The sequence below is a fragment of the Streptomyces spinosisporus genome, assembly GCF_022698145.1.
In the GTDB taxonomy this organism is placed as follows: Bacteria; Actinomycetota; Actinomycetes; order Streptomycetales; family Streptomycetaceae; genus Streptomyces; species Streptomyces spinosisporus.
In genome coordinates, this window is record NZ_JALDAX010000004.1 from 216,269 (window position 1) to 236,190 (window position 19,922).

Consider the following 19,922-nt stretch of genomic DNA (forward strand, 5'->3'; position numbering starts at 1 on the left):
CAAGGATGGGTCAACTCAGGCACCGGCGTCAGGGCGATCACAGGCTCCTGCGGGCCGCACTGATGAGGTTCTGCGCGTCGACGCCGTACACGGCGGACTCGCTGAGCGTTCTCCAGGCCCGCAGATACGTGTCGACGCTCGCCTCATCGTCGATCCACAACTCCGCGTGCCAGTTCTCGACGATCACCTCGCGTTCGTCGTAGATCCAGAACGCGGTGGCCGGAGGGATCTTGAGTGAGGCGGACAGCGGGATGATCCCCAACTCGACCGTGTCCAGGCCGACGACTCCCACCAGACGATCAAGCTGGGCCGCGAGCACCGACGGCGAACAGACCAAGGCATGCAGGGCGGCTTCCCACAGGATGAGGTGGAAGCGCTTCGAGGAGTCGTACAGCGCTTCTTGCCGCTTCATCCGGGACCGAACTGCTGCCTCGGTGTCGCGGGGCGATCGCTGCAGTTCCGCGTATCTCGTGAAGATCGAGCGGGCGTAGTCCGGTGTCTGGAGAATCCCGAAGATCATGGCTGACTCCCAGCCGCGGAACACCGAGGCGTCGGCATGAGCGCTCAGGTGGGTGTCCTGGACCGGTTTGTGCCCCGAGGCGAGCTGACGCCGCCATGACCTGATGTGGGACTCGAACCCCCGGAGGCGCGCGACCAGTTCGTCGTACGCCTCCGGCTGGCCGGTTGCATCCGCCCACTTGCGCAGGTCATCGGATGTGGGGGTCTGCCTGCCGTTCTCAAGCCTGCTGACCTTGGACTTGTTCCACCCATGCTGCTCCGCGAGCTCAGCACCGGTGAGCCGACGCCCGGGCGCGGAGAGCCGGAGTTCGCGCAACCGTACCCCGAGGGCTTCCCGTGCCTGCTGGTAATCCGTGCTCACCGGTGCTGCCTCAGTCCTCCTTCGCGGTCAGCCGGGCCGCGAACTCCTCGTACGGGACGGCATGATGCAGCGCCGCGTCGCGCACCATGGCGTAGCGCAGCACCGCAGCAGGCTCCGTGATCAACTCGACACCGGCCAGGTTGTCGGCGTCATCGAAATCGAGCCGTGCGACCAGCCGGGAGTCGAAGAGCCAGAAATCTTCGGTGGGCAGGCCGAGGCGGTCGGCATCTGCTCGCCACAGATTGAGGATCTTCTCTCCGACGAAGCTGTTACGGCGTGCGTTGTCGAGCAGGTAGAGCTGGCCGGCCGTTGGCGGGTCGTCGACGACGCGGACACGCTCGAACCGCTTGCCGAGAGCTACCTGCTCGCGGCGCTCCGCGCACCATTCGGTGTCCACTCCCTCCCAGTCGACGGGCTCGCCCCGCATGAACTGGACGTAGGTGTCGGTGAGTTCGTCCGATGCGTAGCGGCGGCGCGTCTCCAGGCGCCACGCGGTGTGCTCGAACTGCGTGAAGAGCCGGTCGAACTCGTCCAGTCCGATGATGTGGGGCACGCGTACGACCTCCTTCGGGCCGAAGTCGACCAGCAGCTCGCGCGGCACCACGATGGGCACCTCGCCCTCGTTCAGGTGCCGGAGCTGGGCGATGTCGTCGGGGTCGGTGAGGGCGGGGCCGTGCACGATGAACTCGCCCGTGTCGAGGTCTTCGTGTACGGACGGGCATCCGTTGACGCCGCTGCCCGTGCCGTTGAAACGAAGTCGTCGGGTCATGATCACGTCCTTGCCTCAGGGGCTGATCTCCCAAGCTTCCACGAGACCGACGCCCCACGTCCGAGCTCAGGTCGCCCTGAATCAGCAACTTTAGGCAACTTCACGGAGAGGTCGAGCAACTTCGCGCAACTTCTCTGGCGGACGACAACGCCCGCTGCCTACCGTCGCGTTCACGGCCGCACAAGCCGCCCGCACCACGTGTCCGGAAGGCACGACCCGTCTCCGAAGGAGTAGTCCATGACCGCCACGCTCGACCGGCCTACGAGCGCCCGCACGCGGGACCCCAAGGAACTCCTCAACGCCGTGCAACCCCACATCGAGCACCTGACGATCAACGTGCTGGACAGCGGCATGACGCTCTGGGACCGCGAGGTCGCCCTGCTGCTCCGCGACCACACGATGGTCCGCGACATGGCCGAGCGCATCCTCGGCAACGCCGTCATGTACACCATCGGCTGCATGGAGCACCCCGAAGTCCACCTGGGCGTCGGCAAGCTGGTCGACATCGGCGTGCACCAGCTCATCCTCGACACGCCGGTGTGGTGGGCCCTTTGCGACGTCTACAACGGGGGCCGCTACAAGCACCACGCCCCGTTCATCGAGCGCCGTCGCGACGGCCTGTGCCTGCGCACCGCCGACTTCCTGAAGTCCATCGGCTTCGGCGTCGACGACGAGCTGTGGGCGATCGACGGCACGGACTGCTCGCCGTGCGACAACAAGGTCCCCGACAGCCATTGAACGGCCCTACGCTTGCCCCTGTCCTGGGTCCCTTGGAGGGCAGGGGCCGACCCATGCGCAGAGGAATCGCCTTGCCCGCACAACACGACATCGCCGCCGAGACAGAGCTGTGGGACACCTTCGCCGCCTCCGCCTTCAAGGACGACGCGGAGCCGGGGTTCGGCTGGACCCAGTACGCCGGTCACGGGCCCGGACCCGAACTGCTCGGCGACCCGCGCTCCGTCCTGGAGATCGGCTGCGGCACCGGCCGCGCCCTCGCCCATCTCGCCGAACGCGGCACCACGGCCCGGGGTGTTGACCTCTCTCCCGTCATGGTGAAGAAGACCACCACGAAGTGGGCAGGCACCGGCGCGGAGTTCGTGTGCTCAGAGGTCCTGGAGTACCTGAGCGAGCACGAGGACGCGTACGACGCCGTCTACTCGATCTTCGGAGCCGCCTGGTTCACCGACCCGAGCCGCCTCTTCCCCCTCGTCCGCCGGCGACTCCACCCCGGCGGCGTCTTCGTCTTCTCCCAACCTCCGGCCATCCCCGGCGCATACGGACCGCAGGGCATGTACAAGGGGGGCTTCGCCGGCAAGGCGATGTTCACCTACCGCTACAGCTACCGCCCGGCCGTATGGGAACGCCTGCTCACCCGGGCCGGATTCGCCACGGCGGACGCACAGATCCTCGACGCACCCCACCCTGACCACATCGGCACGCTCCTGGTCCGCGCCGTCGCACCGTGACCACGTGTGCTCAACATGCCCAGAGACTCTGGATGACACTCATCCTCCAGTGCCCACCGGAACGCCTACGGCTGGTCTGTTACGAGCCGGGCAGCCGTAACCCCCGTGACTCGGCGACGCGCAGGGCGTCGGCCAGGCACTCGGCAAGACGGAGACCGGCGTAGCGGACCTCGGTGTACGGGGACGCGGGGTCGTCCAGCACACTGCGCGCGAGCCCGAGCACGTCACTACCCGTGGCGAGTTGAGCAGCTTCCAGGTCGTCGGCGAGGCGGGAGATGTAGCCGCCTGTGCTGCCGGTGACCAGATAACAGGGCTTGCCCTCCGGGGAAGGCCAGGGCAGAAGCCGGTAGGTGGTGGTCGTGCCGTGCGCGCGACCGTCGAGTTGCCCCATCAGGCGGCCACTCCCTGGGCACCGATCATATGCCGGTCCAGGTCGATCCCGAAGTCGGCGGCGAGCACGAGCGCGAGCCGGCGGCGCTGCTGGACAGCGGCCTCCTCAACTGCCCGTTCGTGGACGGCGAGGTAGGGGCGGACGAGTGCTGAGTCACCGCCGTTGAGGGGGTCGTGGAGGCCGTAGGGAGAACGGGCCATCGGGAGGGACTCGGCGAGATGAAGCTGAGGGAACGGTTCCCGATGGCCTCGCGGCCTACGCCGCCGCTGTCCGGTGCCGGGGCCGAGGAGAAGGCGCACCCACTGGAGGGCGCGCGGGATAAGGTCATTCATGTCGACGCTCCTTGTAAGCGTTGGCCATGCCCCGGGAGGTCTAGCCACCTCGCCGGGGTCCTGTCTCTTCGACCATACAGCCAACTGCGTCCCCCTGCACCCCACTCCGTCCTACCGCGTCCGGACGCGTTCCAGCTCTGCCGTGTGCGTAGGGCTGCGGCACGGTGGAGACATGACCGAGCTTCCGCGCTACGAGTACGTGAAACTCGCCGACGCGATCGAGGCGGACATCGCGTCCGGCAAGTTGCCGCAGGGGGCCGCCCTGCCCGGCGAGCGCGCCATGACCGACCTGTACCGCGTCAGCATCGGCACCGTGCGTCGCGCCGTCGTGGAACTCCGCAAGCGAGGACTCGTCGCCACCTTGCCGGCCAAGGGCACGTACGTCATCGGAATGCCGGGAGGCACCGACGACTCCCCTGGTGAGAGCGAACCGGAAGCCTGAAAACGGGCTGCGGGGCCGCCCCGTGTGGGACGGCCCCGCAGTTACGAAGACTGGACGCTCAGAGGAACGAATTGACCTCGATCGTCTCGTCCCGCCCCGGCCCCACGCCGATTGCCGAGATCGGGGCCCCCGACATCTCCTCCAGGGCCTTGACGTAGGCCTGGGCGTTCTTCGGGAGGTCGGTGAAGGACTTCGCCTTGGTGATGTCCTCGGACCAACCCGGGAGGGTTTCGTAGATCGGCTTCGCGTGGTGGAAGTCGGTCTGGGAGTACGGGAGTTCCTCGACGCGCTTGCCGTCGATCTCGTAGGCCACGCAGACCGGGATCTGCTCCCAGCCGGTGAGGACGTCGAGCTTGGTGAGGAAGAAGTCGGTCAGGCCGTTGACCCGGGTCGCGTAGCGGGCGATCACCGCGTCGAACCAGCCGCAGCGGCGGTCACGGCCGGTCGTCACACCCCGCTCGCCGCCGATGCGGCGCAGCGCCTCGCCGTCCTCGTCGAAGAGCTCGGTCGGGAAGGGGCCGGACCCGACGCGGGTCGTGTACGCCTTGAGGATGCCGATGACCCGGCTGATCTTCGTCGGGCCCACGCCGGCGCCGGTGCAGGCACCGCCCGCCGTCGGGTTCGAGGAGGTGACGAAGGGGTATGTGCCGTGGTCGATGTCCAGCAGCGTGCCCTGGCCGCCCTCGAAGAGGACCACCTTGTCCTGCTCCAGGGCCTGGTTCAGCACCAGCACGGTGTCCGCGACGTACGGGGCGAGCTTGTCCGCGTAGCCCAGCAGCTCCTCGACCACCTGGTCGACCGCGATCGCGCGGCGGTTGTAGAGCTTGGTGAGCATCTGGTTCTTGACGTCGAGGGCCGCCTCGACCTTCTGGGTGAGGATCGACTCGTCGTAGAGGTCCTGGACCCGGATGCCGACGCGGTTGATCTTGTCCGCGTACGTCGGCCCGATGCCGCGCCCGGTGGTGCCGATCTTCCGCTTCCCGAGGAAGCGTTCCGTCACCTTGTCCACCGTCACGTTGTACGGCGTGATGATGTGAGCGTTACCGCTGATCAGGAGCTTGGACGTGTCGACGCCACGCTCGTTCAGCCCGTTCAGCTCGGAGAACAGGACCGACGGGTCGACGACGACGCCGTTGCCGATGACCGGCGTGCAGCCGGGGGAGAGAATCCCGGAAGGGAGCAGGTGAAGGGCGTACTTCTGATCGCCCACGACTACCGTGTGGCCGGCGTTGTTGCCGCCCTGGTAGCGCACCACGTAGTCGACGGATCCGCCCAGCAGGTCCGTCGCCTTTCCCTTGCCTTCGTCACCCCACTGAGCACCGAGCAGCACAAGTGCGGGCACGCGCGTACACCCCTTCCGGGCGGGGCATGTCCAAGGTCAGGGGCGTACGCGTAGGGTTCACCGCCGCGTGCACCGCGGCCGTCGTTGGCCGCAAACCGTCGGACCGGATGCCCCGGAATAGACGAAGCCCCTGGCGCAATAGCGCAAGGGGCTCTTGCACAAAGATGCTACCCGAGGAAGCGAGGCAGGACCGAGGTGGCGACTTCTCCGACTTCCGACCAGCTGCTCGTGGTCATCGATCCGATGGCCCGGCGCACGGACGGAGAGGCGGTACGTATCGCAAAAGACGTGCTCAGCGCGGGTGCGCACGCGAAGGTCTGCCTGCCGGACGGGCCGGAGGAGTTCGCCCGGGCGCTGACCCGCAGGGGGTCGCGGCGCCCGGTGGTGGTGGGCGACGACCGTGCCCTGGTGCGCGCCGTGTCCCTGCTGCACCGGCAGCGGGAGCTGGCCGGATGTGCGCTGTCGGTGGTGCCGGTGGGCAGTGTCCTGTCCGTGGTCCATGCCCTCGGGGTGCCCACGGGAGCGGTGGCGGCGGCGCGGGCGGTCCTCGACGGGGTGGAGCGGCGCCTGGACCTGCTGGTGGACGACAGCGACGGGGTGGTGCTCGGCGCGCTGCGCATCCCTCCGCTGACCCGGCAGAGCCCGGTGGCGCCGGACACGGGCCGCCCCTGGCTGCGTACGGCCCAGTCCCTGGTCCGCACCCTGGTGCCCGCCCGCGAGACCCCGGTCCTCGCGCCCCGGCCCGCCCGGCTCAGGGTGGAGGTCGACGGGGTGACGCTGGTGGACCTGGACCAGCCGGTGGAGGCGGTGTCGCTGACGGCGGGCGCGACGGGCCTGGCCGCGGTGGAGGTACGGCCGCTCTCGGTGGGAGCGGAGTCCTCGCCCCTGCGCGCCGAGGGCCGCACCGTGAGCGTCTCCGGCGCGGACTTCCGCTACCGCGCGGACGCGGGCGTACGGGGCCCGGTACGACGCCGGACGTGGACCGTGTGGGAGGGGGCCTGGGGGCTCACGGTGCCGGGGGCGGGGTGAGGTCAGGCCTTTCCCGGCTTGCCGGCTTCCTCTTCGGGGGCCTGGAAGCCGGAGGTGTCGAGGGCGTACCCGAACGGGTCCGGAATGTAGATCTTGGCACCGAAGGGCTTGCTGAAGCGGACCTCGTAGCCCCCTGCCGACGGGGAGCTGTAGACGATGGCCTGCTCTTTTTGCATGTCGAGCACCAGGTAGACGGGGACGCCTGCGGCGGCGTAGACGTCGACCTTGTCGGTCAGGTCGTCCTCCCGGGTGGAGGTGGACGTCAGCTCGGCGACGAAGGAAAGGGCTTCGCCGTCAAGGTAGTTGCTCGTGTTCCGGCTGGCGCGGCGGTGCGCGGCATGGATGTCGGGGCCGTAGGCCCGCTCGGTGCCCGGGAACACGTAGAGGAACGGGTTGGCGCTGATCCGGTGTCCTTCGGGGAGGTACGGCCGCAGTTGATCGCACACCGCCTCAAGGACGTCGAGGTAATAGGCCTTGGACCACGGCGACACGACGATGCTCCCCCTGATGATCTCGGCCCTGTAGCCGTCGGGCACATGCAGCTCGTCGAGGAGAGTCAGGAGTTCCTCGAAACTGCCGCTGGGCTCGGTACCGCTGATCACCGGTCGCTCTGCCATGAGTGTCATGATGCGCCCTCCCCCTGGGTACGGACCAGCCACCACTCAGAGTATCCGATCAAACACTCTGCGGTGACCTCCCTCTCGATGCTCACCCCTCCCCGAACAACTCCTCTCGCCGCACCTTCCACCGCTCCAGCAGCTCGCCGAACTCGGTCTCGACGAACTCGAAGAAGGCCAGCGTCTCCGCGAGACGCCGCCCCGCCCGGGTGTCGGCGCCGAGGCTCACGACCCCTTCCCGCAGGGCGTCCTGCCAGCGCTTGAGGAGGAGTTCGCGGTTGCCCAGGACCTCGTACCACTGGTCGCTGTGCACCTGGTACCGCTCGCGGCGGGAGCCCGGCTCACGCTGGCGGGAGACGAGGTGCACCTGGGCCAGGTAGCGGACCGCGCCGGAGACCGCGGCCGGTGAGATCTTCAGCTGCTCGCCGAGGTCGGCGGAGCTGAGCGCCCCGTCGTCGGCGGCGAGCAGCGCGGCGAAGACCCGGGACGGCATCCGCGGCATGCCGGCCTCGACGAGCTGTGCGGCGAAGTGCTCCACGAACCGCGAGACGACCTCGGGGTCCCGCGCCCTCCCGGCCTCGTCGTCCGTCATCGCCCGATCATCTCCCCTCATCCCCCTGCCGTCTCCCCTGCTCAGGTAGTGCCCGCCAGTCTATCCGCCGTTTATACGCTTCCTTAACTTCACAAATTTCTGAAAGAAGCGTACGTTCTGAACCATGACGAAGGCAATCAGCGTCTCCGGACTGCACAAGTCGTTCGGCAGGACACACGCCCTGGACGGTCTCGACCTGGAGGTGGAGACCGGCGAGGTGCACGGCTTCCTCGGCCCGAACGGCGCCGGCAAGTCCACCACCATCCGCGTCCTCCTCGGCCTCCTGCGCGCCGACGCCGGCGCGGCCCAGGTCCTCGGCCGCGACCCGTGGAAGGACGCGGTGGAGGTGCACCGCCGGATCGCGTACGTCCCCGGCGACGTGACGCTGTGGCGCAACCTCTCCGGCGGCGAGGTCATCGACCTCTACGGCAGGCTCCGCGGCGGCCTGGACGCGGCCCGCCGCGCCGAGCTGATCGAACGCTTCGAGCTGGACCCCACCAAGAAGGGCCGCACCTACTCCAAGGGCAACCGCCAGAAGGTCGCCCTGGTCGCCGCGTTCGCCTCGGACGTGGACCTGCTGATCCTGGACGAGCCGACCTCGGGCCTGGACCCGCTGATGGAGGAGGTCTTCCAGCGCTGCGTGGAGGAGGAGCGCGAGCGCGGCCGTACGGTCCTGCTCTCCTCGCACATCCTCAGCGAGGTCGAGGAGCTGTGCGACCGGGTGAGCATCATCCGCAAAGGACAGACCGTGGAGAGCGGCTCGCTGGCCGACCTGCGCCATCTGACCCGGACCAGCGTGAGCGCCGAACTGGCGGGCGCGCCCAACGGGTTGGCGCACCTTCCGGGCGTCCACGACCTCGACGTCCAGGGCAAGCGGGTGCGCCTCCAGGTCGACACCGACAAACTCGACGCCGTACTGCGGCAGTTGAGCGAGTCCGGCGTACGGTCGCTGACCTCCACGCCGCCGACCCTGGAGGAGCTGTTCCTGCGGCACTACCAGGAAGAGGCCCCGCAGGGCGCGGAGGTGGCGTCCCGATGACCGCCGCATCCTTCGCCGTACGGTCCGGAGGCACCCGTCAACTGGCGGGCACCGCAACACTGTTGCGGTTCGCCCTGCGCCGCGACCGGGTGATGATCCCGGTCTGGGTCGCGGTCGACGCGCTCATGGTGCTGTCGATGCCGAACACGCTGAAGGGCCTGTACGGCACCCAGGCCCAGCGCGACGACCTCCTGCACCAGATGACGACGAACTCCTCGCTGCGTGCCCTGGTCGGCCCGGTCTTCGACGACTCGCTCGGCGCCCTGACGGCCTGGCGGGTCGGCGTCTACGCCGGTGCCCTGGCCGCCGTGATGAGTCTCCTGGTCGTCGTACGGCACACCAGGGACGAGGAGGAGAGCGGCCGTCAGGAGCTCGTCTCGTCCGGCATGGTGGGCCGCCGGGCCCCGCTGACGGCCGGGCTGCTGGCGGCCGCCGTCGCCAACGGCGTGCTGGCGCTGCTCGTGGCGGGGGGCATGGCCTCCCACGGCGGCACGGGAGCGGTGGCCCTCGGCCTCGGCATCGCGGGCGTCGGCATGGTCTTCGCCACGATGACCGCGATCGTCGCGCAGCTGACGGAGAGCGCGCGGCTGGCCCGCGGGCTGACGGCGGCGGTCCTGGGCGCGGCCTTCGTGCTGCGCGCCGCGGGCGACTCGGCGACCGACGACGGCTCGTCCGTCCTGACCTGGCTGTCGCCGATCGGCTGGCTGGAGAACCTGCGGCCGTACGCCGGCGAACGCTGGTGGGTGCTGCTGCTGTTCGTGGCGGCGGCGCTGATCCAGGGCGCGATCGCCTACGAGCTCGCCGGGCGCCGCGACCTCGGCATGAGCTTCCTGCCGACCCGCCCCGGACCGGCCACCGGCAGCCTCGGCACGGCAGGCGCCCTGGCCTGGCGGCTGCAGCGCGGCGGCGTCCTCGGCTGGAGCGTCGGCTTCTTCCTCGCGGGGGTCGTCTACGGCGGCCTCACGGACGGGGCGGCCGATCTGGTCGGCGACAACGACAACGCCCGCGAGATCTTCGAGCGCATGGGCGGCAAGTCCGGGATCACGGACTCGTTCCTCGCCTCGATGGTCGGGATGCTCGGGCTGGTCGCGGCCCTGTACGTCGTCGCCTCGGTGCTGCGGCTGCACGGCGAGGAGACGTCGGGCCGCGCCGAGCCGCTGCTCGCGAACGCGGTGAGCCGGATGCGGTGGGCCGCGGGGCATCTGACGGTGGCGTTCGGCGGGTCGGTCCTCATCATGCTGCTGGCCGGACTGGGCTTCGCCGCGAGCTACGGCAAGGAGGTCGGCCCGGTCATGGGCGCCTGTCTGGTGCAGGTGGCGGCGATCTGGGTGATCGGCGGGGCGGCCGTGCTGCTCTACGGCGTGGCACCCCGGCTGGCGCCGGCCGCCTGGGGAGTCGCGGGCGCGGTCCTCCTGATCGGCTGGGTCGGCCCGGCACTCGACGTACCGCAGGCGGTCCTGGACGTCTCCCCGTTCGGCCACCTCCCCAAGCTGCCGGGCGGCTCGATGCAGTGGCCTCCGGTGCTGGTTTTGCTGGCTCTGGCGGTGGTCCTGACGGCAGCGGGGCTGGCGGGGTTGCGGCGGCGGGACATGACGACCTGACGCACCGCTTCAGTCGACGAACTCCTTGAGCTTCTCGGTGTCGAGGTCGATGCCGAGGGGCGCGGGGAGCAGAACGTTGTCACCGAAGGGTGCCCTGCGGCAGTGGCTGTACCCCACATCCGGGTTCGGGTCGCTGTAGAGATCGACAGTGCAGGTGTCGCGGTCGATGAGCAGATAGAACGGGATGCCCGCCATGCCGTACGCCACCAGCTTCTTCTGTCGGTGGCGTCGGTCGGTGTCCGAGTCGCACGAGGTGACCTCGACGACCAGCAGGACGCCACTCGGGTCCGCCCATTCACCGTGCCCCGCGAAGTGCCCCTCCGGTACAAGTACTGCGTCCGGACGAGCACGGCCCTCTCGGTACTTTTCGACGCGCAGCCCTCGGCCTTGGTAGAGGTCAAGGTCAGGTCGCGCCTGCATACAGCGCTTGCCGATCCACACGATGATGGTGTCGTGGTCCCCATCGGCCACTTGCTTGACCCCGATCCGTCCGTTGATGAACTCGAACCTGACGGCGTCGTCGGTCTCCTTGGCCGCGAACTCGGCGATCCTCTCGAACACCTCCACCGACATCTGGGACGTCTGCGAGGCGTGTTCTGCCGAAACCGTCATGGTGCCCCCTTCGCAGGCGGGCACCAGCTTGGCCAGGCAAGCGCGACGGTCGCCCGGGTTCGCCACATGATCATCCGAACGGGTGATCACCCCACGTCGACGGTCAGCCCCTCCAGCCCCCGGATCACGAAGTTCGGCTTCCTCTTCGGCTCCGCCGTCAGGCGCAGTCCCGGGGCCTTCTGCAGCAGGGCCGTCATCGATGCCGCCAGTTCGATACGGGCCAGGGGGGCGCCGATGCAGTAGTGGATGCCGGCGCTGAAGGAGATGTGGGGGTTGTCGCGGCGGGTGAGGTCGAGGCGCCCGGGGTCCCGGAACACCTCGGGGTCGTGGTTGGCGGAGCCGAAGAGCATGGCGATCTCCGCACCCCGCGGGATCGTGGTCCCGGCGATCTCGATCTCGTCCAGCACCCAGCGCTCGAAGAGCTGGAGCGGGGTGTCGTAGCGCATCAGCTCCTCGACGGCGGAGGGGATGAGGGAGTGGTCGGCGCGCAGGGCGGCCAGCTGGCCGGGGTTGCGGAACAGGGCGTACCAGCCGTTGACGGTGGCGTTGACCGTCGCCTCGTGACCGGCGTTGAGGAGCAGCACGCAGGTCGAGATCATCTCCTGCTCGGTGAGCCGGTCGCCCTCCTCGTACGCGGCGATCAGCCCCGAGATCAGATCCTCGCCGGGCTGCTTGCGCCGCTCGGCGATCAGTTCGCGCAAGTAGTCGCTGAACTCGACCGAGGCACGGACCGCCTTGCGTGCGGTCTCCTCCGGGGGGTTCAGCTCGTACATCCCGCAGATGTCGGCCGACCAGGGCCGCAGCGGGGCCCGGTCGGACTCGGGGATCCCCAGCATCTCGGCGATGACGGCGACGGGCAGCGGCTCGGCGACGTCGGTGAGCAGGTCGCCGCCACCGTTCTCGACGAGCCGGTCCACCAGTTCCCCGGCCAGCCGGGTCACGTACGGCCGCAGCTGCTCGACCGTCCGCGGCGTGAACGCCTTCGACACCAGCCGCCGGATCCGGGTGTGGTCCGGCGGCTCCAGGTCCAGCATCCCGTGGTCGTTGAGCGTGTGGAACGGCTCGTGTTCCGGGGGCGGCGCGGTCCGCCCGAAGTCCTCGTGCGTGAACCGGTGCTGATACGTCCGCCCCAGGCGCCGGTCGCGCAGCAGCGCCGAGACGTCGGCGTGGTGCGCGACGAGCCACTGGTTCGTGGGCTCGTAGTAGTGCACACGTCCCGCGGCACGCAGCTCGGCGTAGGCGGGATACGGGTCGGCGACGAACGCCGGGTCCCACGGGTCGAAGGCGAGGTCGAAGGCAGCTCCCATGCCGGGACGCTAGCCCGGCTCACCCCGGCGTGACCAGCCTCGCCTCGTACGCGAACACCGCCGCCTGGGTGCGGTCCCGCAGGCCCAGCTTCACCAGGATGCGGCTGACGTGGGTCTTGATCGTCGACTCGGCGACGACCAGGCGGCCGGCGATCTCGGCGTTGGACAGGCCCTGGGCGATGAGGACGAGGACCTCGGTCTCGCGTTCGGTCAGGTCGCCGTAGGCCGCCTGGGCGGATGCCAGGTGGCGTGGTGCTTCCGCCAGCTTCGAGAACTCCGTGATCAGCCGCTTCGTCACGGTCGGCGCGAGGAGTGCCTCGCCCGCGGCCACCACCCGTACGCCGTCGGCCAGTTGGCGCGCGGAGGCGTCCTTGAGCAGGAAGCCGGAGGCGCCCGCGCGCAGGGCCTGGTACACGTACTCGTCGAGGTCGAAGGTGGTCAGGACGAGGACCTTGGCCGTGGTGTCGGCGGCGACGATCTCCCTCGTCGCCTCGATGCCGTTCAGTTCGGGCATGCGGATGTCCATCAGGACGACGTCGGGGGCGAGTTCGCGGACCCGGTCGATCGCCTGGCGGCCGTTGACCGCCTCGCCGACGACCTCGATGTCCGGCATCGCGTTCAGCAGGACGGAGAAGCCCTCACGCACCATCATCTGATCGTCCGCGATCAGGACGCGGATGGTCATGCGTCACCTTCCCTGACCTCGGCGACCGCGACCGGCAGGAACACCGCCACCTCGTAGCCTCCGTCGTCGGTCCGGCCCGCGGTCATCTCGCCGCTCAGCATCGAGACGCGCTCCCGCATGCCGGTGATGCCGTGTCCCGCGCCCGGCGAGGGCTTGATCAGGCTCGGCTCGGGCGGCGGGCCGTTGACGACGCGCACGCCCAGGCCGCCGAGGACGTAGCCGATCTCGACCCGGGCGTCGGCGCCGGGCGCGTGGCGCAGGCTGTTGCTGAGCGCCTCCTGGACGATGCGGTACGCCGACAGCTCCACGCCCTGCGGCAGCTCGCGGACCGCTCCGGTCACCACCTTGTCGACGCTCAGGCCCGCCTCGCGGACGTTGGCCAGCAGCGCGTCGAGGTCCGCGAGCGTGGGCTGCGGGGCGTCCGGGGCCTCGTAGTCCTCGGCGCGTACGACACCGAGGACGCGGCGCAGCTCGGTGAGCGCGGCGACCGCGTTCTCCCGGATGGTGGCGAAGGCGCGCTCCAGCTCCGGCGGCGGGTTCTCCACGCGGTAGGGGGCGGCCTCCGCCTGGATGGCGACGACCGACATGTGGTGGGCGACCACGTCGTGCAGTTCGCGGGCGATGGTGGTGCGCTCCTCCAGGAGGGTGCGCCTGGACCGCTCGTGCGCGGTCACCGTCCGCTGGGCGGTGACCTCCTGGCGGGCGTCGCGGCGGATGTGCCAGACCGTGACGGCGAGCAGGGCGATGGCGGAGACGAACAGCATCTCCACGGTGTTGGGGCCGAAGTAGTGGCCGTAGCCGTCGTAGTTTCCGTAGCCGCCGAGGATGCTCTCGGCGACGAGGCCGTACACCCCCGTGAGCAGCCACATCCAGGCGGTCGCCCGCGGCCGGGTGCGTATCGCCACGATCGTCAGCACGAACAGCTGGCAGGCGAAGGCGCCGGCCGGCCACGGCCACTCGGAGTCGCCGCTGCTGTCGAGCGCGGCGGCGAGCGGGGTCGCGGCCATCGACAGCCAGAACGCGCCGACGGGGCGGGCCATGGTCAGCAGGACCGGGGCCAGGGCCAGCAGACCGACGACCAGACTGACGCCGGCGTCGAGGAACCCGCTGGTCGCGATCAGCATCGCGAGCAGACCGGCCGCCGTGATCAGGGCGTGCGGGGTCCAGGTCGCGTACTCCCGCATCCGCCCCGACATCCGGCGCGCGAGCGGGCCGTCGCCGCTCGCGCGGGGCAGGGGGCGATAGGCGAAGGCGTCGTGGAACAGGTCCTGCCGCAGCCCGCGCAGGGCGTCCATGGCCGCCCGGAACTCGGGGCTGCGCGGTTTGTACGGCTCGTACGCGCCCTCCGGCGGCTCGGGGGGCGTCGACTGCGTCTGGGTCGTGTCGGTCACGGGTAAGACGGTAGGCGCAGGCGGGTCTGCGGGCGTCACCAGTGAGAAGGGTCCTGCGGTCTCCCTCTCAGGTACTACGGCCGCCGGGGCCCGGTGTCACCACGCCAGCTGGGCGATCTCCTCGGCGACCACCGCGCACGCGTCGGCGGCCGGGTCGATCAGGGGGAAGTGGCCGACGTCCTCCAGGAGCGTGAGGCCCACCACCTCGCCGGCCTTCGCGGCGGCGTCGGCGTACGACTCGGCCACCGCCTGCGGGACCGTGAGGTCGGTGCGGCCCTGGACGAGGGTGGTCGCGATGCCGGTGGGCAGCAGCAGGGAGGGGTCGGCGTACGGGCGGCGCTCGGCGAACTTCTCGTCGCCGCCCAGGAGTTGACGTGTGGCGCCGGCGCACACGTCGAGCTTGTCGGCGACCTCGAAGTCGGCGATCGGCGCCAGCGCGACGACTCCGCGCAGGGGCGAGGGACGGTCGAGGTGCCAGGGGGCGTCGGCGGGCAGCAGATGGCGGGCCGCCGCCCACAGGGCGAGATGGCCGCCGGCCGAGTGCCCGGTGACCACCGTGCGGCGCACGTCGGCCTGCACGGGGGTCTCGCGCACCAGCCGGGGCAGCGCGTCCAGCGCGGCCGCGACGTCGTCGAAGGTCTCCGGCCACCGGCCCGCGACGGGACCGCTCCCGCCCTGGGCCGGGATCGCGCTCCCCCGCCGGTACTCGACACTGGCCACGGCGAAGCCCCGCCGGGCCAGGAAGTCCGCGAACGGAGAGATGTGCCGCCGGTCGTACGCCGCCCGCCACGCACCCCCGTGCACGACGACCACCAGCGGCGCGAGGGCGCCCGGGATCACCTCGACGCGCGGCGTGTAGAAGTCGACCAGCTGGTCGGGATGGTCGCCGTACGCCACGGTCAGGTCGGGATCGACCACCGGGTGCGAGAAGACCGACTCCTCCTCGGCGGCGGCCCGCGCTGCTGCGACGTCGTCCGGCATGCTCCAACCTCTCAGCGTCGTAACCTGCTTGGCGGACCAGATCCGATCCGGGCCGTTGGCGGGGACGGTACCAGCCCGGTGACGTGCACGGACACGGGGATGTGACGCTCGGTGAGGGGGGAACGGTTCTGTAGCCGTGCAAGCCGGGCGGTCCGCGGGACCACCCGGCCGTGCGGCGGGGCGCTGGGGCTACCCGGCGAGCGTCCCGGCCAGTACCCGCGCCGCCCGTTCCACGTCCGTGAAGCCGATGTACAGGGGGGTGAAGCCGAAGCGGAGGACGTCGGGGTTGCGGTAGTCGCCGACGACGCCCTGGGCGATGAGGCGTTTCATCACCTCGCCCGCGTCCGGGCAGCGCAGGGCCACCTGGCTGCCGCGTTGGGCGTGGGCCGCCGGGGTCAGGGACTCGACGCGGCCCGGTGGGACGTACTCCGCCACGCAGTCCAGGAAGAAGTCCGTCAGGGCCAGGGACTTGGTGCGTACGGTCTCGACCGTGACGCCGTCCCAGACCTCGAGGGCCGCCTCCAGGGCGAGCATCGAGAGGATGTCCGGTGTGCCGACGCGACCGCGCAGTGCGCCCGCCGCAGGCTCGTACTCCGACCGCATTCCGAAGGGCTCCGCGTGGGAGTTCCAGCCGGGCAGCGGGGAGTCGAAGCGGTCCTGGAGGTCGCGGCGCACATAGAGGTACGCCGGTGAACCCGGGCCGCCGTTCAGGTACTTGTAGGTGCAGCCGACCGCGAGGTCCACGCCGTGCTCGTCCAGGCCGACCGGCAGGGCGCCCGCGCTGTGGCACAGGTCCCAGACGGCCACCGCGCCCGCGGCGTGGATCGCGGCCGTGAGGGAGGGCAGGTCGTGCAGTCGGCCGGTGCGGTAGTCGACGTGGTTGAGCAGGACCGCGGCCGTACGGTCGGACAGGACGTCAGGGACCTCGGACGGGGTGACCGGGCGCAGGGTGCGGCCCGTCATACGGGCCGCGGACTCGGCGATGTAGCCGTCGGTGGGGAAGGTCGTCGCGTCCACGACGATCTCGTCCCGGCCGTCCCCCGCGAGCCGTACCGCGGCCACAAGTGCCTTGAAGACGTTGACACTTGTCGAGTCGCCGACGACGATCTGCCCCGGCGCCGCCCCGACCAGCGGCGCGATACGGTCGCCGATCCGCTCGGGCGCCGTCCACCAGCCGCTCTCGTCCCAGGACCGGATGCGCAGCTCGCCCCACTGGCGCCGTACGACGTCGTCCACCCGGCCCGGCACCGCCACGGGCAGCGCGCCGAGGGAGTTGCCGTCCAGGTACACCACCTCGTCGAGCACGAACTTCGCGCGTACGGCGGCCAGTTCGTCGGAGGCGTCCGCCTTCGCGGCCCGGGCCGCGAGGGATCGTGTGATGGCAGGGGTGGTGTCGGGGGTGGTATCGGGGGTGGTGTCGGGGGTGGTGTCAGACATGCGACCTCGCCGTCCACAGCTCGGGAAAGACGTTCTTCTGCGCCCGCTTCTCCAGCCAGGCCACTCCGGCCGAGCCGCCCGTGCCCGCCTTGGCGCCCATCGCACGGCGGGTGGCGACGAGATGGTCGTTGCGCCATCGCCACACCAGCTCGGCGACGTCCGTCAACGCCTCGCCCAGGCGGGCGAGTTCGCCGTGCTCGTCACCGGAGTAGATCGCGGTCCAGGCGGCCTCGACGGCCGGTGAGGGCTCGTAGCGCTGGGACACGTCGCGCCGCAGGACGGAGGCGGGGATCGGGTGGCCGCGGCGGGCGAGCAGGGCCAGCACCTCGTCGTACAGGCTCGGCTCGTGCAGCGCCTTCTCCAACTCGGCGTGCACGCGCGGGGCGCCGCGGTGCGGGACCAGCATGGACGCGGACTTCTCGCCGAGCAGGAACTCCATGCGCCGGTACATCGCCGACTGGAAGCCGGAGCCCTCGCCGAGGGCCGAGCGGTAGGAGTTGAACTGGGCCGGGGTGAGCTGCCCGAGGGGCCGCCAGGAGGCGTTCAACGCCTCCAGCTCGCGCACCGAGCGCTTCAGAGCGGCCACGGCCGTCGGCACGTCGTCGGACCGCAGGGCGTGCGCGGCGGTCTCCCACTCGTGGACGACGACGGTGAACCACAGCTCCATGACCTGGGTCGTGACCAGGAAGACCATCTCTCCGGGGTCGTCGGAGAGGGTGTGCTGGAGGTGGGTGAGCACGTCCGCCTTGACGTAGTCCTCGTACGGCGTGGTGCCCTGGAAATCGAGATGCGGGGTCTCCGGCTCGGAAGCCTGGTGGGACATCGCTGTCTCCTGATGTGTACTCCGGGTAGCGGTCCGCCCCTGCCGTTACCGGCACGGGGGCCCCGGTCCCCACGGGCATCCTCCGCAATCACTCCGGCCCGCCGCAAGGCCCGCCCGGTCGGACCGGGCGGACCCGCGGAGCACCGTACGCGCTAACCCAGCGTCTGGGCTGCGGTCGGCGAGGAGTCCTTCAGGAACTGGGAGCAGCGCTCGTACTCCTCCTGCTCGCCGATCGCCTGTGCGGCGCGGGCGAGGGCGTGCAGGGCGCGCAGGAAGCCGCGGTTGGGCTCGTGCTCCCAGGGCACCGGGCCGTGCCCCTTCCAGCCGTTGCGGCGCAGGGCGTCCAGGCCCCGGTGGTAGCCCGTGCGGGCGTAGGCGTACGACTCCACGACGCTGCCCCGCTCGAACGCCTCGTCGGCCAGCTGCGCCCAGGCCAGCGAGGACGTGGGGTACTTGGCGGCGACGTCCGCGGGCGCCGTGCCGTTCGCCAGCAGCTCTCGGGGCGCGGGGTCGTCGGGCAGATGGGTCGGGGGCGGGCCCCCCAGAAGGTTCTCGTGAATCGACATGCCCCAAGTCTGCGCCATCCCCCCACCCCCGGCTCCCACGGCGCCCCTCGACTACGGGGCCGGCACTACGGCACAGATCAACGAAGCTCACCGTGCCCCACACCCAGGCCTACGCGATCCGCCGCCCCGCGCGCTCCCCCTCCAGGGGTGGTGCGGTGATTGAGGCGTGGGTGAGGCATTCCGGGCGGCGGCAGTCGGGGGGTAGGGCGCGGACCGTTGCGTAGGCGACCGCCGAGCCGACGACGAGTACGGCGGCGCAGATGAGCATGGCCCGGTGGAAGGCGTCGTTGAAGGCGTCGGGGGAGAGGTACGCCTCGGGGCCCATGCCGGCCACCAGCGGCAGCGCGGCCACCGCGATCAGGCCGGCCGCGCGGGCCGCCGCGTTGTTGATGCCGCTGGCCAGGCCCGCCCTGGCGGTGTCCACCGAGGCGAGGACGGTGGAGGTCAGCGGGGCGACCAGGGTGACCATGCCGGTGCCGAGGACGAGGAGCGCGGGCAGCACGTCGGCGGCGTAGGAGGCGCCGGGGCCCACCCGCAGCATCAGCAGCATTCCCGCGGCGCACAGCAGCGGGCCCGCGGTGAGCGGGATGCGGGGGCCGATACGGTCGGCCAGGGCGCCCGAGCGGGCGGAGAACAGCAGCATCAGGGCGGTCGTCGGCAGCAGGGACGTACCGGCGGTCAGCGGCGACCAGCCGACGGCGACCTGGAGCTGCAGGGCCGTGAGGAAGAAGAACCCGCCGAACGCCGCGTACACGCACAGCGTGACCAGGTTGACCGCCGTGAACTGGCGGGAGGCGAAGATGTCGAGCGGCATCATCGGGTCCGGGTTGCGCTGCTCGACCCGGACGAAGGCCACGCCCGCGACCAGCCCGGCCACCGCGGTGATCACGACCACCAGCGAGCCCTGGCGGGCCTCGATCAGGGCGTAGGTGATCAGGGCGAGGGACAGGGCACCGAGCGCCGCGCCCAGGACGTCGAAGCGGCCGTGGGAGCGGCCGTCCGCCGACTCGGGGACATGGCGCAGGGCGATCGGCGCGCACAGCAGGGCCAGCGGGACGTTGAGCAGGAAGACCCAGCGCCAGCCGGGCCCGTCCACCAGCCACCCTCCCAGGAACGGTCCGACGGCCGCGCCGATGCCCCCGAACCCGGACCACAGACCGACCGCTCTGCCCCGGTCGTCGGGGTGGAAGGACGCCTGGATCAGCGCCAGTGAGCCCGGCGTGAGGAGCGCCCCGCCGATCCCCTGCAGGGCGCGGGCCGCGACGAGGACGCCGGAGGTCGGCGCGAGACCGCACAGCAGGGACGCGGCGGCGAACCAGACGACGCCGATGACGAAGATCTTGCGGCGGCCGTAGTGGTCGCCGAGGGAGCCGCCGAGCAGGATCAGCCCGGCCAGCGTCAGCATGTACGCGTTGACCGTCCACTGCAGCACGGCGAGATCGGCGTCCAGGTCGCTGCCGATGCGCGGCAGGGCGACATTGACGACGGTGGAGTCCAGCATCGCCATGCTGGAGCCGAGCACAGTGGTCAGCAGGATCCACTTGCCCCGGGGAGAGGCGATCCGGACGTCGGGCATGACCCCAGGTATACAACGAGCCCGGTGCCGTAGCACCGGGCTCG

22 protein-coding genes are annotated in these 19,922 nt (G+C 70.6%); 6 read left to right on the top strand and 16 right to left on the bottom strand.

What is annotated here, in order from left to right:
- Positions 1–37: 37 nt before the first annotated feature.
- Together MQN93_RS12450 and MQN93_RS12455 are read right to left on the bottom strand one after the other, a co-directional pair.
- On the bottom strand, positions 38–880 hold the full coding sequence (locus tag MQN93_RS12450; RefSeq protein WP_242709526.1) for a helix-turn-helix domain-containing protein: 843 nt from the start codon (positions 878–880) through the stop codon (positions 38–40).
- Positions 881–890: 10 nt separating this feature from the next.
- Positions 891–1,649, bottom strand: a complete 759-nt coding sequence (locus tag MQN93_RS12455) for a DUF6879 family protein (protein WP_242709527.1) — start codon at positions 1,647–1,649, stop codon at positions 891–893.
- A 237-nt stretch (positions 1,650–1,886) separates the two neighbouring features.
- Between MQN93_RS12455 and MQN93_RS12460 the strand changes: the two genes are divergently transcribed.
- Both MQN93_RS12460 and MQN93_RS12465 read left to right on the top strand, forming a co-directional pair.
- Positions 1,887–2,387, top strand: coding sequence for a hypothetical protein (locus MQN93_RS12460; RefSeq protein WP_016437253.1), 501 nt, complete (start codon positions 1,887–1,889; stop codon positions 2,385–2,387).
- A gap of 71 nt (positions 2,388–2,458) precedes the next feature.
- Positions 2,459–3,115 carry a class I SAM-dependent methyltransferase gene (locus MQN93_RS12465; protein WP_242709528.1) on the top strand — a complete coding sequence of 219 codons (657 nt, stop codon included), beginning with the start codon at positions 2,459–2,461 and terminating at the stop codon, positions 3,113–3,115.
- Positions 3,116–3,194: 79 nt separating this feature from the next.
- Here the strand turns inward: MQN93_RS12465 and MQN93_RS12470 are convergent, their stop codons facing one another.
- Both MQN93_RS12470 and MQN93_RS12475 read right to left on the bottom strand, forming a co-directional pair.
- Complete coding sequence (locus MQN93_RS12470) at positions 3,195–3,506, bottom strand: hypothetical protein (protein ID WP_242709529.1); 312 nt, start codon at positions 3,504–3,506, stop codon at positions 3,195–3,197.
- Positions 3,506–3,838 carry a hypothetical protein gene (locus tag MQN93_RS12475; protein WP_242709530.1) on the bottom strand — a complete coding sequence of 111 codons (333 nt, stop codon included), beginning with the start codon at positions 3,836–3,838 and terminating at the stop codon, positions 3,506–3,508. Before MQN93_RS12475 ends, MQN93_RS12470 begins: the two co-directional genes overlap by 1 nt.
- Before the next feature lie 172 nt (positions 3,839–4,010).
- Between MQN93_RS12475 and MQN93_RS12480 the strand changes: the two genes are divergently transcribed.
- On the top strand, positions 4,011–4,280 hold the full coding sequence (locus MQN93_RS12480; RefSeq protein ID WP_016437249.1) for a winged helix-turn-helix domain-containing protein: 270 nt from the start codon (positions 4,011–4,013) through the stop codon (positions 4,278–4,280).
- Between the two features lie 58 nt (positions 4,281–4,338).
- Here the strand turns inward: MQN93_RS12480 and MQN93_RS12485 are convergent, their stop codons facing one another.
- The gene (locus tag MQN93_RS12485) at positions 4,339–5,622 is read right to left on the bottom strand and encodes an adenylosuccinate synthase (protein WP_016437248.1); all 1,284 of its coding nucleotides are present in this window, start codon (positions 5,620–5,622) and stop codon (positions 4,339–4,341) included.
- A gap of 243 nt (positions 5,623–5,865) precedes the next feature.
- Here MQN93_RS12485 and MQN93_RS12490 point away from each other — a divergent pair, with 243 nt between their 5' ends.
- Complete coding sequence (locus MQN93_RS12490) at positions 5,866–6,651, top strand: diacylglycerol kinase family protein (protein WP_242709797.1); 786 nt, start codon at positions 5,866–5,868, stop codon at positions 6,649–6,651.
- 2 nt (positions 6,652–6,653) lie between these two features.
- Here the strand turns inward: MQN93_RS12490 and MQN93_RS12495 are convergent, their stop codons facing one another.
- Complete coding sequence (locus tag MQN93_RS12495) at positions 6,654–7,277, bottom strand: Uma2 family endonuclease (RefSeq protein ID WP_242709531.1); 624 nt, start codon at positions 7,275–7,277, stop codon at positions 6,654–6,656.
- A gap of 82 nt (positions 7,278–7,359) precedes the next feature.
- Positions 7,360–7,860: a GbsR/MarR family transcriptional regulator gene (locus tag MQN93_RS12500; protein ID WP_016437245.1), complete on the bottom strand. Its 501-nt coding sequence runs from the start codon at positions 7,858–7,860 to the stop codon at positions 7,360–7,362.
- Positions 7,861–7,984: 124 nt separating this feature from the next.
- Here MQN93_RS12500 and MQN93_RS12505 point away from each other — a divergent pair, with 124 nt between their 5' ends.
- Together MQN93_RS12505 and MQN93_RS12510 are read left to right on the top strand one after the other, a co-directional pair.
- Positions 7,985–8,899 carry an ABC transporter ATP-binding protein gene (locus MQN93_RS12505; protein WP_242709532.1) on the top strand — a complete coding sequence of 305 codons (915 nt, stop codon included), beginning with the start codon at positions 7,985–7,987 and terminating at the stop codon, positions 8,897–8,899.
- Complete coding sequence (locus MQN93_RS12510) at positions 8,896–10,500, top strand: ABC transporter permease (RefSeq protein ID WP_242709533.1); 1,605 nt, start codon at positions 8,896–8,898, stop codon at positions 10,498–10,500. Before MQN93_RS12505 ends, MQN93_RS12510 begins: the two co-directional genes overlap by 4 nt.
- Before the next feature lie 9 nt (positions 10,501–10,509).
- On the opposite strand, the gene MQN93_RS12515 is transcribed toward MQN93_RS12510, so the two are convergent.
- The 9 genes from MQN93_RS12515 to MQN93_RS12555 form a co-directional block, all read right to left on the bottom strand.
- Positions 10,510–11,112, bottom strand: a complete 603-nt coding sequence (locus tag MQN93_RS12515) for a Uma2 family endonuclease (protein WP_242709534.1) — start codon at positions 11,110–11,112, stop codon at positions 10,510–10,512.
- A gap of 86 nt (positions 11,113–11,198) precedes the next feature.
- Positions 11,199–12,419, bottom strand: a complete 1,221-nt coding sequence (locus tag MQN93_RS12520; protein WP_242709535.1) for a cytochrome P450 — start codon at positions 12,417–12,419, stop codon at positions 11,199–11,201.
- Between the two features lie 19 nt (positions 12,420–12,438).
- Positions 12,439–13,104: a response regulator gene (locus MQN93_RS12525; protein WP_016437240.1), complete on the bottom strand. Its 666-nt coding sequence runs from the start codon at positions 13,102–13,104 to the stop codon at positions 12,439–12,441.
- Positions 13,101–14,495, bottom strand: a complete 1,395-nt coding sequence (locus MQN93_RS12530) for a sensor histidine kinase (RefSeq protein ID WP_037783395.1) — start codon at positions 14,493–14,495, stop codon at positions 13,101–13,103. Before MQN93_RS12530 ends, MQN93_RS12525 begins: the two co-directional genes overlap by 4 nt.
- A 96-nt stretch (positions 14,496–14,591) precedes the next feature.
- On the bottom strand, positions 14,592–15,476 hold the full coding sequence (locus MQN93_RS12535) for an alpha/beta hydrolase family protein (protein WP_016437238.1): 885 nt from the start codon (positions 15,474–15,476) through the stop codon (positions 14,592–14,594).
- Between the two features lie 189 nt (positions 15,477–15,665).
- Positions 15,666–16,913: a kynureninase gene (gene kynU, locus MQN93_RS12540; protein ID WP_016437237.1), complete on the bottom strand. Its 1,248-nt coding sequence runs from the start codon at positions 16,911–16,913 to the stop codon at positions 15,666–15,668.
- Positions 16,906–17,736 carry a tryptophan 2,3-dioxygenase family protein gene (locus MQN93_RS12545; protein WP_016437236.1) on the bottom strand — a complete coding sequence of 277 codons (831 nt, stop codon included), beginning with the start codon at positions 17,734–17,736 and terminating at the stop codon, positions 16,906–16,908. The genes kynU and MQN93_RS12545 overlap by 8 nt, the downstream gene beginning before the upstream one ends.
- Before the next feature lie 152 nt (positions 17,737–17,888).
- Entirely contained in the window at positions 17,889–18,302 is a 414-nt protein-coding gene (locus tag MQN93_RS12550) for a DUF3151 domain-containing protein (RefSeq protein WP_037783394.1), read from the bottom strand.
- A gap of 109 nt (positions 18,303–18,411) precedes the next feature.
- Positions 18,412–19,878: an MFS transporter gene (locus MQN93_RS12555; protein WP_242709536.1), complete on the bottom strand. Its 1,467-nt coding sequence runs from the start codon at positions 19,876–19,878 to the stop codon at positions 18,412–18,414.
- Positions 19,879–19,922 lie beyond the last annotated feature (44 nt).